Here is a 13,980-nt window from a genome sequence, read left to right on the forward strand (position 1 = left end):
CGGTTGCTCAACCGCCGCATACCAAGACACATCATGGGCGCCAACGGCGCTCGGACTGGCCCTGGCGCTATCGGCGTCGACCGTGCAGCAGGTGGCCTTCGCCGACGACAAGGGGTCCTCCCGGCCCGGCGTCCAGGACATGGGTGACCCCGTCGAGGGGACGAAGGGCAAGGTCAAGAAGCGGCCCAAGGACGCGGCCCGCCAAGCCGCGGTCACGAGGCTCGATCCCGCCACCTGGCCCAAGCAGGGGCGCGCCGAGATCGTGGTGGGCGAAGCGGGCGCGAAATCTCCCACCGCGGTGAAGGCAGGCACACTTCCCCTCTCCGCGACGGCGGTCGTCAAGAAGACCGGCGCGAAAACGGACGATGCCCCGTCGAGGGTCGCCGTCGACGTGCTCGACGCCGAACGCGCCAGCGCACTGGGCGCCGGCGCCCTGCTCCAGGTGGAGCGTGCGGATGACGCCGACAAGGCCGCCAAGATCCGCCTGAAGGTGGACTACTCCTCCTTCGCCGAGGGTTTCGGCGGCAACTACGGGGCCCGCCTGCGTCTGGTCGAGCTTCCCGGATGCGCGGCCGTGGCCACCCCCGGCAGCAAGGCGTGCCCGCAGCAGCCCAAGGTGCTGCCCGCCGAGAACAACATCGTGGCCGGTACCCTGTCGGCCGACGTCACCGCGGCCCCCGCCGACGCCGGCGCTTCCACGATGGCCGCAGACGCCCCCGCCCTGCTCGCTGTCGCGTCCGGCCCGTCCTCGGCCCAGGGCACGTACAAGGCGACAGCCCTCTCCCCGTCCGCCAGCTGGTCCATCGCCCCCTCTTCGGGGGGCTTCTCCTGGAACTACCCTGTACGCGCGGTGCCGACCCCTGGCGGTCTGGCGCCCACTGTGGGCCTCGGGTACTCCTCCCAGTCGGCCGACGGCCGCACCTCGGCGACCAACAATCAGGGTTCGTGGGTCGGCGAGGGCTTCTCCTACGACCCCGGCTACATCGAGCGCCGCTACAAGCCCTGCTCCGACGACGGGCACACCGGCTCGGGTGAACAGTGTTGGGCGTTCGACAACGCCACCATCCTGCTCAATGGCAGTTCCGCGGAGATCGTCAAGGACGACACGACGGGGAAGTGGCAGCTGTCCAACGACGACGGCTCCAAGGTCGAGAAGCTCACCGGCGCCACCAACGGTGACGACAACGGCGAGCACTGGCGTGTCACCACCAGTGAGGGGACGGAGTACCACTTCGGGCGGAACCGGCTTCCCGGCTGGGCGGCGGGCAACGAGGAGACCAACTCCGCCTGGACCGTCCCGGTCTTCGGCGACGACTCCGGCGAGCCCTGCTACAACGCCACCTTCACCAGCGCCCACTGCCAGCAGGCCTGGCGCTGGAGCCTGGACTATGTCAAGGACACGCACGGCAATGTGATGTCCTACTTCTACGAGCGTGAGACCAACCACTACGCGCTGAACGGCAAGACCGACGTCAACGGCACCGCCTACCACCGTGGCGGCTACCTCAAGCGGGTCGACTACGGACTGCGCGACGGCCAGGTCTACGCCGCCAAGGCACCGGCCCGTATCACCTTCACCACCGCCGAGCGCTGCCTGCCGACCTCGGACTTCGACTGCGCGGAGTCCAAGCGCACCAAGGCGAACGCCGCTCACTGGCCCGACGTCCCGGTCGACCAGGAATGCAAGGCGGGGACCAAGTGCACCGTCGGCCAGTCCTTCTGGACGACCAAGCGCCTGACCGGCGTCACCACCCAGATGCGCAAGGACGCCACGACCTACCAGGACGTGGACGCCTGGACGTTCACTCACCTGTTCACCGACAACGGTGACGACTCCAAGACCCTGTGGCTCTCCAAGATCGATCACGAGGGTCGGGTCGGCACCGCCACCAAGCTGCCCTCCCTGGACCTGTACGGCGAGCAGTTCGCCAACCGGGTGGACGCGATCGGCGACAACATCTCCCCGTTCTACCGCTACCGTCTCGGTGCGGTGCTGACCGAGACCGGCGCCCAGCTGGACATCAACTACGCCGCGACCAACTGTTCCAAGGACGTGCTGCCCAAGCCCGGCGAGTCGACCAAGCGTTGCTACCCGGTCAAGTGGGCGCCACCCGGCTACCTGGAACCGATCACTGACTGGTTCCACAAGTACGTCGTCGCCGAGGTCATCGAGACCGACCGCACCGGCGGCAGCGACAAGCTCGTCACCCGCTACGACTACACGGGCAATGCCGCCTGGCGGAAGGCCGAGCCGGACGGCATCACCGAGGACAAGTACCTCACCTGGGGCAGTTGGCAGGGCTACGACAAGGTCAGAGTCACCAGCGGCACCGCGGACAAGCAGACCACTCGCGTCGACTACACCTACCTGCAGGGTATGGACGGGGACAAGGACTCCTCCGGCACCGCCCGCGTGGTGAAGGTGAAGGACTCCACCGGGACGGAATTCACCGACTCCAAGGAGTACACCGGACACCAGCTCGAAGCCGTCGTCTACGACGGCTCCAAGGCCGTCGCCCGGACCATCAGCCACCCCTGGAAGCACTACACCGCCACTCAGACCCGCAGCTGGGGAACCACCTACGCGTCCATCGTCAAGCCCCGGATCAACCGCGGCTTCAGCCTGCTGTCCGACGGCTCCTGGCGAGTGACCAAGTCGACCACCACCTACGACACCGCCACCCGCACCGGACGCGTCACGGAGGTGGAGGACCTCGGTGACGTGGCCAAGGCCGACGACGACACCTGCACGCGCACCTGGTACGCGGACAACACCGACAAGAACATCCTGTCCCTGCCTCGGCGCAGCGAATCCCTCTCGGTCCTCTGCTCGGCGGCCTCCGTCGACCGCAAGACGCAGATCCTCGCCGACGAGCGCACCTTCTACGACGGAGGGGGATACAACGTCGCACCCACCAAGGGCGACGCCACCACCACCGAACGCCTCACCAAACACGACGGCACCACCGCCACCTATCAGGCGACCGGCAAGACCGGCTACGACGCGTTCGGCCGTGTCAGCTGGCAGCAGGACGCCAAACAGATCGGCACCGAGACCAAGACCACGACCGACTACACGGACGTCAACGGCCTTCTCTCCAGCACCAAGTTCACCAACGCACTGGGCCACGTCTCGACCACCGACTACGCTCCGGCCTGGGGCCTGTCGGCGGGCCAGACCGACCCCAACGGCAAGCGCACGGACCTCGCCTACGACGCACTCGGCCGCCTCACCTCCGTCTGGCTGCCGGACCGGACCACGGCCCAGACCCCCAGCATCAAGTACTCCTACGACGTCCGTCGCGACAAGCCGGTCACGATCAAGACCGAGAAGGTCGAGATCGACGGTTCCTACGGCACCGAGTACCAGCTCTTCGACGGCCTCCTGCGTGGCCGCCAGATCCAGACCGAGGGCCCCAACGGCACCCGCATGGTCGCCGACTCCTGGTACGACGGCGCGGGCAAGGTCAAGAAGACCAACGCCACCTACAACGCCGCCGGCGGCCCCGGCAGCGAACTCCTGATCGTCCACGACGGTGAGGTCGGCGCCCAGACCCTGTACGAGTACGACGGCCTGGGCCGCCCCACCGCCGAGATCTTCGCGGTCTCCGGTTTCGAGAAGTGGCGCTCCAAGACCGTCTACGACGGTGAGAAGACCCATACCGACCCGCCCACCGGCGGCATCGCCACCACATCCGTCTCCGACGCCCAGGGACACACCACCGCCCTGTGGCACTACCACGGAGACCGGCCCGACATGCTGCTCGGCCACGACGAGACGAAATACACCTACACCCCTACCGGCCAGCTGCAGACCGTCACCGACGACAAGAACAACGTCTGGCGCTACGAGTACGACCAGCTCGGCCGGAAGACCAAGTCGATCGACCCCGACTCGGGCACCTCACTCACCGAGTACGACGAACTCGACCGCCCCATCACCGCCTACGACGCCCGGAACAAGCGGACGTCCACGGTCTACGACGGCCTCAGCCGCCCGGTGACCACCTGGGAGGGCGCGCCCGAGACGGGCACCAAACTGACCGAGACCCGCTACGACAAGGCGGGCTGGCTCGGCCAGGCCTACGCGTCGCTGCGCTACATCTCCCCCACCGAGTACTTCGCCACCGTCACCCAGACGATGGACGAGTTCTACCGCCCGCTCAAGACCGCGTACGCGGTACCGGCCTCCCAGGGCGCCCTGGCCGGGAACTACATCTTCACCAGCAGCTACAACCGTGACGGTACCGCCCGCGGTACCGGCCTGCCCGCCGCCGGCGGCCTCCCGGCGGAAGCGCTGACCTACGACTACGACGCATTGCAGCGCCCGACCACGATGACGGGTACCACCCCGTACGTCACCAACACCGTCTACTCCAACAAGAGTCACCTGCAACAGCTGGAGCTCTACGGTGGCTCGGGCAAGAAGATCACGCAGACCTTCGAGTACGAGAAGGGCACCGACCGCCTCAAGACCGCCACGGTCGACGTCCTGGGCAACACCACCCCCGTCAAGCGATCCGGCTACTCCTACGACCAGGCCGGCAACATCCTGTCGATCTCGGACACCGCGAGCACCACGACACCGGATGTGCAGTGCTTCGCCTACGACAGCGGACAACGCCTGAAGGAGGCCTGGGCACCGTTCTCCACCACGACGGACGCGGCGGGCAGCGGCACGGTCGGCGCCGATGAAGGAGGCTCCAGGCCTCAGGCCTGCGACGCCGCCCCCGGCACGAGCGCACTGGGCGGCCCGGCCCCGTACTGGAAGTCCTACACGGTCGACTCGATCGGTAACCGCACCTCCGAGACGATCCACGACACCTCCCTGGACGCCTCCAAGAACGTCACCCGCACCTACACCTACGGCGGAGCCGGCGCTCTCGGCGACGGCCCGCACCAGGTGACCAAGGTCATCGAGAAGACCCCGACCGGCGACCGCCAGTCGACGTACGAGTACGACGACTCCGGCAACACCACCCAACGCACCATCGGCGGCAACGCCCAGACCATCGAGTGGGACGCCACCGGCAAGCCCACCAAGATCAAGGACACCTCAGGGGAAACCACCTTCCTCTACGACTCCGGCGGCAACCGCGTGGTCCGCAAGGACCCCAAGGCCACCACCGTCTACCTGCCCGGCATGGAGCTCTCCATGGCCACCGGCACCACCACGGTCAAGGCCACCCGCTACTACTCCTTCGCCGGCCAGACCATCGCCGTGCGCACCAGCGACAACAAACTGTCCTTCCTGGCCGCCGATCACCACGGCACCGGTGAACTCAGCATCGACTCCGCCACCGGCGCAGTCGCCCAGCGCCGCTTCGACCCCTACGGCGTCGAACGCGGCAAGGCCACCGGCACCTGGCCCGGCGACAAGGGATTCGTCGGCGGTACCCAGGACGCCTCCACCGGCCTGACCCACCTCGGCGCCCGGGAGTACGATCCGCAGCTCGGCAAGTTCATCTCGGCCGACCCGCTCATCGACTACACCAGCCCCCAGCAGATCAACGGCTACGCCTACGCCGACAACAGCCCCGTCACCCTGTCGGACCCCAGCGGTCTGATGCGAGCGCCCTTGGACGGGGAGCGATTCTGCCAGGGCGGGTGGAGCAAGTGCGGGTCCGGCCCCCCGCCCACCCCGGAGCACGCGGCGGTCAACAGAGCCCAGGGAGAGGTCTACCAAGCCGAACGACAGTACGCCTCCGCCAAGAAGCGCACGATCCAGGCAGGCAAGGAACTCGTCAAGATCGTCCGCGACATCCTCGGCGTCGATGCCGCGCTGGACTGCCTCGCCACCGGTGACCTCGGCTCCTGCGGGGAGACCGTCCTCAACATCGCCGGCAGCTTCGCCGGCGGCATAGCCGGCAAGATCCTCGCCAAATACGGAGCCCCCTGGGACTGGGCCAAGGGCGCCAAACTCGTCAAGAGAGTCATCGGCCTGGTCGACGACCTGGTCGGCGGCGCCCTGGACATGTACAAGTCGTCCAAGAGCCTCGGCAAGGCCAAGGACGCACTGGCATCAGCCGAAGCCAAAGCCAAAGCGGCGGTCAGCAAGAGCAAATCGAGCGAACCCTCCGGGGGCAGCTGCTCCATCGGCAAGAAGCACAGCTTCCTGCCCGGCACCAAAGTCCTCGGCGCCGATGGCACGACCAAACCCATCGAGGACGTCGAACTCGGCGACAAGCTCGTCGTCACCGACCCCGAGACCGGCAGAACGACGGTCCGCGAAGTCGCCGGCACCATCGTCACCGAGGACGACAAGCACTTCGTCGACCTCACCATCGCAACAGGGAAGGGCAAGGACACCGCTTCCCTGATCTCCACCACGACGCACCCCTTCTGGTCCGTCTCGGAGAACGACTGGATCAACGCCGGTGACCTCAAGCCCGGCATGACCCTCCGCACCCCCGACGGCACCACCGTCACCCTCGAAGCGACCCGCGCCTTCGACAAACGCCAGCGCACCCACGACCTGACTCTCACCGACATCCACACGTACTATGTGCTGGCGGGGGCAACGCCGGTACTCGTTCACAATTGCAATACACCTCGGGGCTTTCCCGACCGAGAGCTTCCGAGGGACCCCCGGACTGGTGAGCCAGCTCCTGATCCGGCGGCCGCCGGTTATCCGCACACGCAACTTGGGGTGAAGGGAAGTAGGCGCAATCCCCCGTACGCTCAGGCCCGAGAGTTCGATGCAGACGGAAAACCCGTCCGGGATGTCGACTTTACTGATCACGGGAGGCCGCAGAACCATGACAATCCGCATCAGCATCCCTGGAATGAAAACGCAACCGGCGGCACCCGAAGCCGCGGTGGCGCGGAACCATTGGATTGGGGTGACCAATGAGCGAACTTCTGGAATTCCGGATGCATGACGCTGAAGGCGGAATAGTCGGTCTCGACAGCCTGCTTTCCCTGGTCCCGGACAACAACTGGGTATGGTCTGTGCTCGACTTCGACGGGATTGTGCAGGGGGTGACCGGTCTGGAATATGCGGAAATCCGCCAGAAGATAGCTTCCTCGTCGCAGGGGTATGTCATGTCGTGGGCTCAGGTTCGGGAATTCGCGACCGGTGTCCGCCAGTGCTTCGATCTGCTGCTCGTAGCAGCAGGAGAGCATCGCCTGCTTGATCCGGAACGATTCACTGCGGGCGATTTCGCAGGATTCCCCTTGGTTCTAACTGCGAGCGACAGTACTTGGTGGACGGTGGAGATCGACGCCGACACCGAAGGGGCATCTGTTCTCGCGGCAAGACTCCGAGCGCGCTATAGAGGCGAGACGGGATAGAAGGCGGCGAACATCAGTAGTCGCTGAGGCAAACTTGAGGCCCCGCCAGGTGTGTCCTGGCGGGGCTTCTGCGTGGGGTGACGGCAGTAGCTCACGGCAACGTCAGCGGACGAGCGCGGTGCAGGGTGGCGGTTCATCGCCGTCACAGTCGGCCTTCTCGGTGCTCTCCGGGCTGCCGAGGACGATGCTGAGGCTGTCGATGGCATTTTGCTGGAGGCGCAGTCGGACGTGGGCGTAGACGGTGGCGGTGACGCCGATGTGGGCGTGGCCGAGGAGTTCCTTGATCACGACGAGTTCGACGCCCTGTTCCAGGAGCAGGGTCGCGGTGGAGTGCCGGAGGTCGTGGAAGCGGATGCGGCGGAGGCCGGCCGTGCGGAGGAGCGTGGTGAAGGCGCGGGTGAGGTTGGTCGGGTCGATCGGTCGGCCCTGCGCGGTGGTGAACACCTGCCCGTCGCGCTGCCACGTGGTGCCCGCGGCCTCACGCTCGCGCTGCTGCTGCTCGTGGTGAAGCTTCAGCGAATGGGCTCAGCGGGCGGGGAGGGCGATGCGGCGTTCGGAGGCCCGGGTCTTGGTGGGAAGCGTGGTGAGCCCGCCTGTGCTGGTGCGCTGAAGGGTGCGGCGGATTGCGGCGGTGCCCGCGTCGAGGTCGAGGTCTTCCCAGCGCAGGCCGAGGAGTTCGCCCTTGCGGAGTCCGGTGTGGAGGGCGAGTTCGAACAGCGCGTGCAACCGGTGACCTTCCGCGGCGGCAAGGAACTGGCGGGCTTCGCTGGCGGTGAGGGGTTCGAAGCGGCGGGGCCGTGGGGTGCCGGTACGGACGTTGCGGGCGACGTTGCGCGGGATCTCCTCTTCGCGGACGGCGTGCTCCAAAGCAGACTTGAGTACGGAATGGATGTAGGTGAGCGTCAGCGGGGAGAGCAGCTTGTGGCAGCACTGGCCGGCGGCGCAGCAGCGGGGCTCATCACGGCCCGCGTCGAGGCCGCGCGCGCAGCACTGGCATGTGGCACGCAGCTGGTTGAGCCAGGTGCGGACGTCCTTGGCGGTGAGCTTGGTGAGCTTCCTCTTGCCGAGGCCGGGGATCAGGTATCGGTTGACGCAGGTGGTGTAGCGGGTGTGGGTGTTCTCGCGGAGGTGGTGGACGGCGACGTTCTCCAGCCAGTACGTCAGGTACGCGGCGAGGCTGCCCTGCTCGGAGGGCACGGGGAGGCCGCGGTTGCTGGCGGCGATCTTCTCGGTGAGCTTGGCCAAGGCCTCCTTCCGGGTGGTGCCGTAGACGCGGACGCGGCGACGGGTATTGCCCGGCGCGAGGACGTATCCGGCGGCCTCCCAACGGCCGCCCTTGCGCTGGTAGATCGTGCCGTCTCCGTTGGCTCGGGTACGGCGGGAGACGGGGGTGTCGCGGGGCGTGGTCATCAGGCGGCTTCCTGTTCGAGGCGAGCGTGGATGAAGTCGGTGAGGGCGTGGGTGGGGATGCGACGGGAGCGGCCGAGGGTGATCGAGGCGAGCTGGCCGGTGCGGAGAAGGTCGTAGACGGCGGAGCGGCCGAGCTGGAGGCGGGCCATGACCTGGGGAACCGTCAGCAACTCCGGAGCCCGGCCCGCATCCGCGTGGAGGACGGCGGGCGGGGCGAGGCCATCAGCAGCCCCCTTCGGCCGTGAACTGCCGGTCCAGTTCCCTGCGGTGCCATACAGCGGCGGCGAGGAGGTTCGCGCCGGGGCTGTAGCCCGAGCCGAGGTAGTCCCAGTGGCCGATGACGAGAGTGGTCGTCGGGTCGGGTTCGGGAAGGCCGGCGCGGGCCTGTTCGGTACGCCAGGCGCGGCGGGCGTCGCGCAGCGCGCCGAGCGTGACGGAGCAGGAACGGGACTTGGTGGAGAAGTGACCCCGGAAGCCGAGCATGTGCGCCCACTTCCAGAGCTTGAGATCGGCGAACTCCGGCAGGCGGCCCAGCTCCCAGCAGGTGCGGATCATCTGCCGGACGTGCCGGGCGACGACGAGGCGGGGCAACGGCCGGGCCTGCCCGGTGCCGTCGCACGCGCTGCACGGAAGCGGGGTCCCGTGGGGCAGGAGGGTGGCGCCGCGTCCCTGGCAGGGGTGGCAGAACAGGGCGCGGTCGAGGGTGCCGGAGGCGTCGGCGGACTTGGTGGCGTACTTCGCCACGTAGGCGGCCACGGCCTGATCGCTGAATTCGGTGTCGGTGCCGAAGGCGGCGATCTCGCGCACGTCGAGCTGCTGGCCCCAGCCAAGTTCGCGTTCCCCGACCGCGTCGGAGTCGACGGAGATGCGGGCGCGTGGCGCGGCGGCGCGGATGGCGTCCGTGAGCACGGCGACGGTGGCGTACGGGGGCGGGGACTGGGTGCTGCCGTCGGGGCCGTCGAGTCGGATCACGGTGTGGAAGTGGACCAGGCCGCGCTTCTGGTACTCGGCGACCTTGGCGAAGGACACCCGCAGTACGGCGCGGGCGGCCTTCTGGGTGAGGCCGAGCCGGGCGGCGAGCTCGCAGCGCAGGTAGGTGGTGAAGCGGGCCCACAGGGCGGAGGCGTGGGCGTTGAAGAGGACTGCGCCCGTGTAGTCGTACGTCGCCGGATTGAGCGGCGTACCGAGCAGCGGATCCGTTGAGTCGTGGCGGGTGCCGCAGCGGCAGGGCCGTGCGTCGGGGCGGTTGTGGACGGGGCCGAAGGAGGGTGCGGTGAGGGTGGCGAAGACGCGGGGGTGGGTGCGGACGGTGTCGGGGACAGTCTTGCCGCCGGAGAGGCCGGCGCGGATGAGGTGGTAGGTGTCGGCGGCGTAGAGGCGGGAGCAGGCCGGGCAGCGCGAGGAGCGGCGATTGCCGCACGGGGTGAGCAGACTGCCCGTGGGCTCCTCGGCGGAGCTGTAGGAGCGCAGCACCTCCCCGGTCGTCGTGTTGAGGGTGGTGGTGTGGCCGTTCAGGCGGACGGGTTCGGTGCAGCCGCCGAGGCGTTCGATCTGCTGCCGTGTCCGGTCGAAGTCGGGTTGGTTGACTAGCTGAAGCAGGTCCCGTACGGCGGGGCTTGCCACGTGGCGCAGGTCCAGGGTGACCATTCGGGGCGTGTCCCTTCAGTTCGGGTGGGCGGCCCCGAGCAGCAACCAGCCAGGTGCGGAGGTGTGTTGGTGCTGCTTGGGGCATGACGAACCAGGCCCATGGACGGGCGTGGGGCTGAGCGAGGGGGTGCCGCTGGTGAGGGCCGGGCTCAGAGCTGAGCGAGGGCGGCGGTGGCCACCGGCAGGGCGACGCCCATGCGAGTCCCCAACTGGGCTGCTGTGATCGGCGCTTCGTGCTCGGTGCGGTGGGTATCCGCGATGCGCCGGGCCGCGTCCAGCAGGGCAGTCGGCAGGGCCGGGCCAGAGGCGGGTCGAGCCGTCTTCGCGACGGTGACGGGCAGAGCCGCGGCCGGAGCCGGGGCGGGCTGCGATTCCTCGGCCGGGGCGGTAACGACGTCCGGGATGAGAGTCGGGGGTGCCGATTCGGGGGCGGGTGCCTCGTCGGGCACCGGCTTGGGGACAGTGGTGGGTACGGCCTCCAGCTGCGGGACGGGGTGGGTGGGGGTGTGGAACTGGGCGAGGAAGGCGGGGCCGACGTGGCCCCAGCCGAGGAGCAGGAGCGGGGCGACGGTGTCCAGGCAAGCCCGGCCGTAGCGTCCGGCCAGCAGCGGTTCGGCGGTGTTCAGCGCGAGGGTGAGCAGCCCGCACAGGTGCAGCAGCCGGGTACCGGCCCGCAACTCGCCATTGGGGACGCCGCGCAGGGCCAGGAACCGCAGCGCGACCAGGAGCCCGACAACGGACAGATCCACCATGGGCGCGATCAGTGGGGCGATCGGACGGGGGACGCCGAGGCGCAGGGCGAGCGCCCAGACGTTGCCGAAGGAGAAGACGAAGGCCAGGGCCGCGATGACCGCCATGACCACGGTCACGGTGCGCCGGGTGAACCGTTCCTCCGCCATGATCTCAACCTCCCTTCCGGCGTGCGTTGTTCGGGATCATTTGGTGAGCGAGGGCGCGGGCGTTGCCGTCCGGCCAGTCGAGCGCAGGAGGGCGTCCAGGCACAGGTCCGGGTCGGCGGTCAGGTGCGAGGTGTCCTCGGCGACGCGGGCGGCGTCGGTGTCGGAGACGTAGGGGGTGCGGATGCGGGTGTAGCCGGGACGGCCCTGCATCGCCATCACCGCGACGCCGACGTAGGCGGGGTCCTGCAAGGTCACCGGGCTAGCATCGGGCCAGTTGCGGATGTCCTCACCCAGCGCGGCCACCGCGGCCTCCACGGTCTTCTGCGCGAAGGACAGACCGATGGGGCACACGTCGCGGATGAACGTGGGGATGGCATCGCCGGTGGTCTTCTGGCTGATCAGGATCACCAGGATGCCGACGCTACGGCCCTTCTTGACCAGGTCCTCCACCAGCCGGGCGTTCTCCGCCGTCAACGCCGCCAGGCGCTTGGTGGCCGGGTCGCTGCCCTTGTACTCACGGAAGTACGTGTGCGCCTCATCAATGATCAGAACCGTGAGCGGCCACTCCGGAGAAGGACCGACGTGCCACATGTTCTTCACACCCAGCACGTCCCGGATGGTCGCCGAGCGTCGCCTGCGCAGGTCCACCAGCCGCTTGAACAGCGCGTTCGCCTCATCCAGGTCATCCCCGCAGAACGCGAACATCCGCTTGACCAGGTCGGCTTAGTCGCCCTCCGTGGCCCGCGACACCTTCCTGTCCGTCGTCCCTGTCCGTCGTCGCGATCTGCACGGCCGCCGACGGCGTGAAGTCAGCCCACCGCACGACATCCTTGAGATGCGCCCGGAGAGTGGTGAGGTTCTCCCTCTTCTGCGAGCGACGAATATGGACGTCGGCGAGCACCGACGGATCGCCCACCGGAAGACTGTCCATGCCTGGTCCCGGACCGCTTCCTCGTCCAAACCGAGCGCCTTGAGCGCCACCGAATCTTCGCGCTCCATATGGCCCAGCCCCTGCCGCTCGCGATCTCCGCACGTCGGAAGCACTTCTGGGGTATATGCCCCCACTTGGGGAGCGATCAAGCTTCATCACTCATGGGGACATATCCCCGCGCTGCCCCGCGATCGAGATCCCCCGGCTGGGCGGGCCCGCCTGAACCGTCCGGCAGCGACCACGGGACCGGCCTGAGCGGACAGGAAGCGCGGGCCCGGCCGGGCGGTCCGGGTGTGCGGGGCTGCCGAGCGTGGGCAGAATCCACGCCGTGGACGACGTACGCGAGGTGACCGACCGGGCCCGGACGACGGCCGCGCTGACCGCGCTGGGCGTACGTCCCGGCGACGTGCTCCTGGTGCACGCCTCGCTGCGGTCGGTGGGGCCGATGACGGACGGCGCACGGGGTGTGCTGGCGGCGCTGCGGGGGGCCGTGGGGCCGGAGGGGACGCTGGTGGTCCCCGCCTTCACCCCGGAGAATTCCGACACCTCCCCGCACTACCGCGCCCGGACCCGGGGGCTGGACGCCGGGGCCGTGGAGGCCGTACGCGCCTCGATGCCCCCGTACGACCCCGCGCTGACACCCGCGCCGTCCATGGGCGCGCTGGCCGAGGCCGTACGGACCGCGGCGGGGGCCGGGCGCAGCGCGCATCCGCAGACCTCGTTCGCGGCGCTCGGCCCCGGAGCGGAACGGCTGCTCGCCGGGCATCGCCCCGACTGCCATCTCGGGGAGGGGTCGCCACTGGCCCGGCTGTACGAGGCGGATGCCCGGATCCTGCTGCTCGGCACCGGCTACGCCACGTGTACGGCGTTCCACCTGGGCGAGTACCGGATGCCGGAGCCGCCCCGCCGGAGGTACCGGTGCGTGGTCGCGCCGCGCGGGGTGCGCCGGTGGTGGGAGTACGAGGACGTCGCCCTGGACGACGGGGACTTCGCGGCCCTGGGCGCGGCGTTCGAGGAGGCCGCGGCCGAAGACGACGTACGGAGGGGGCGGGTGGGCGCGGCGGAGTGCAGGCTCCTGCGGCTGCGGGCTGCGGTCGACCACGCCACGCGCTGGCTCACGGAGCACCGGCGGCGACGCGACGACGGCTGAGCGGACGGCTCCGCGCGAGGGGGCGTGCCGGGGAGAGACCGCGGGGGGCAACGGGCTCGCCGCGCCGGCCGCGGCTCAGCGGACGGGCGGAATGGCGACGGTCATGGTGAACGCGGCCGGTTCGCCGCCGTCGTTGCGGTAGCCGTGCGGTACGTGCGCCTCGAAGGCGGCAGAGGTCCCGGCGGGAACGGGGTGGGCGCGCCCGTCGACGAGGAGCGTCAGTTCGCCCTCGGTCACGTGGAGGAGCTCGACGGTGCCCTCGGGGTGCGCGTCGGAGGTGGTGCCCTCCCCCGGCACCAGCTGGCAGGTCCACAGTTCGAGCGGGCCGCGGGCCTCCGCGCCGACCAGCAGGGTGGTGAAACTGCCCGCCTCGGTGGACCACATGCGGACGGCCTGGCTCTCCGGGACCAGCCGGACCTGGGTGCCCTGCTCGTGGTCGAGGAGGGTGGTGACGCTGACGCCTAGGGCGTCGGCGAGCTTCACGGTGGTGACGACGCTCGGGTTCGTCCGCGCCTGCTCGATCTGGATGATCATCCCGCGGCTGACCCCGGCGCGGGCCGCGAGGGCGTCGAGCGTGAAGCCGCGTTCCCCGCGCCAGCGCTTGAGGTTGCGGGCCAGCGACTGGGTGAGCTGGTCGAGGTCGGACACGT

The 13,980-nt window shown here is 69.1% G+C and carries 7 protein-coding genes and 2 pseudogenes; 3 read left to right on the forward strand and 6 right to left on the reverse strand.

Annotation, left to right across the window (positions count from 1 at the left end; genetic code table 11):
* Nucleotides 1-91 precede the first annotated feature (91 nt).
* Both QFZ71_RS02410 and QFZ71_RS02415 read left to right on the forward strand, forming a co-directional pair.
* A complete protein-coding gene (locus QFZ71_RS02410) occupies nt 92-6,853 on the forward strand; it encodes an RHS repeat-associated core domain-containing protein (RefSeq protein WP_307666588.1) in 6,762 nt (2,253 codons plus the stop codon).
* The gene (locus QFZ71_RS02415) at nt 6,850-7,293 is read left to right on the forward strand and encodes a hypothetical protein (protein ID WP_307666589.1); all 444 of its coding nucleotides are present in this window, start codon (nt 6,850-6,852) and stop codon (nt 7,291-7,293) included. The genes QFZ71_RS02410 and QFZ71_RS02415 overlap by 4 nt, the downstream gene beginning before the upstream one ends.
* 102 nt (nt 7,294-7,395) lie before the next feature.
* On the opposite strand, the pseudogene QFZ71_RS02420 reads toward QFZ71_RS02415, so the two are convergent.
* The 5 genes and pseudogenes from QFZ71_RS02420 to QFZ71_RS02440 form a co-directional block, all read right to left on the reverse strand.
* Nucleotides 7,396-8,703, reverse strand: a pseudogene (locus QFZ71_RS02420) (tyrosine-type recombinase/integrase).
* Nucleotides 8,703-8,852, reverse strand: coding sequence for a helix-turn-helix domain-containing protein (locus tag QFZ71_RS02425; protein WP_307671320.1), 150 nt, complete (start codon nt 8,850-8,852; stop codon nt 8,703-8,705). Before QFZ71_RS02425 ends, QFZ71_RS02420 begins: the two are co-directional and overlap by 1 nt.
* Before the next feature lie 73 nt (nt 8,853-8,925).
* Nucleotides 8,926-10,350: a replication initiator gene (locus QFZ71_RS02430; protein WP_307666590.1), complete on the reverse strand. Its 1,425-nt coding sequence runs from the start codon at nt 10,348-10,350 to the stop codon at nt 8,926-8,928.
* A 149-nt stretch (nt 10,351-10,499) separates the two neighbouring features.
* Complete coding sequence (locus QFZ71_RS02435) at nt 10,500-11,249, reverse strand: DUF2637 domain-containing protein (RefSeq protein ID WP_307666591.1); 750 nt, start codon at nt 11,247-11,249, stop codon at nt 10,500-10,502.
* Between the two features lie 36 nt (nt 11,250-11,285).
* A pseudogene (locus tag QFZ71_RS02440) lies at nt 11,286-12,060 on the reverse strand (cell division protein FtsK); the annotation flags it as partial.
* Nucleotides 12,061-12,499: 439 nt separating this feature from the next.
* Between QFZ71_RS02440 and QFZ71_RS02445 the strand changes: the two are divergent.
* Nucleotides 12,500-13,330: an aminoglycoside N(3)-acetyltransferase gene (locus tag QFZ71_RS02445; protein WP_373465180.1), complete on the forward strand. Its 831-nt coding sequence runs from the start codon at nt 12,500-12,502 to the stop codon at nt 13,328-13,330.
* A 75-nt stretch (nt 13,331-13,405) separates the two neighbouring features.
* Here the strand turns inward: QFZ71_RS02445 and QFZ71_RS02450 are convergent, their stop codons facing one another.
* Nucleotides 13,406-13,978 (reverse strand): helix-turn-helix domain-containing protein, encoded by a 573-nt coding sequence (locus tag QFZ71_RS02450; protein ID WP_307666593.1) that lies wholly within the window; start codon nt 13,976-13,978, stop codon nt 13,406-13,408.
* Between the last annotated feature and the right edge of the window lie 2 nt (nt 13,979-13,980).

The organism is Streptomyces sp. V2I9 (genome assembly GCF_030817475.1).
Taxonomy (GTDB): domain Bacteria; phylum Actinomycetota; class Actinomycetes; order Streptomycetales; family Streptomycetaceae; genus Streptomyces.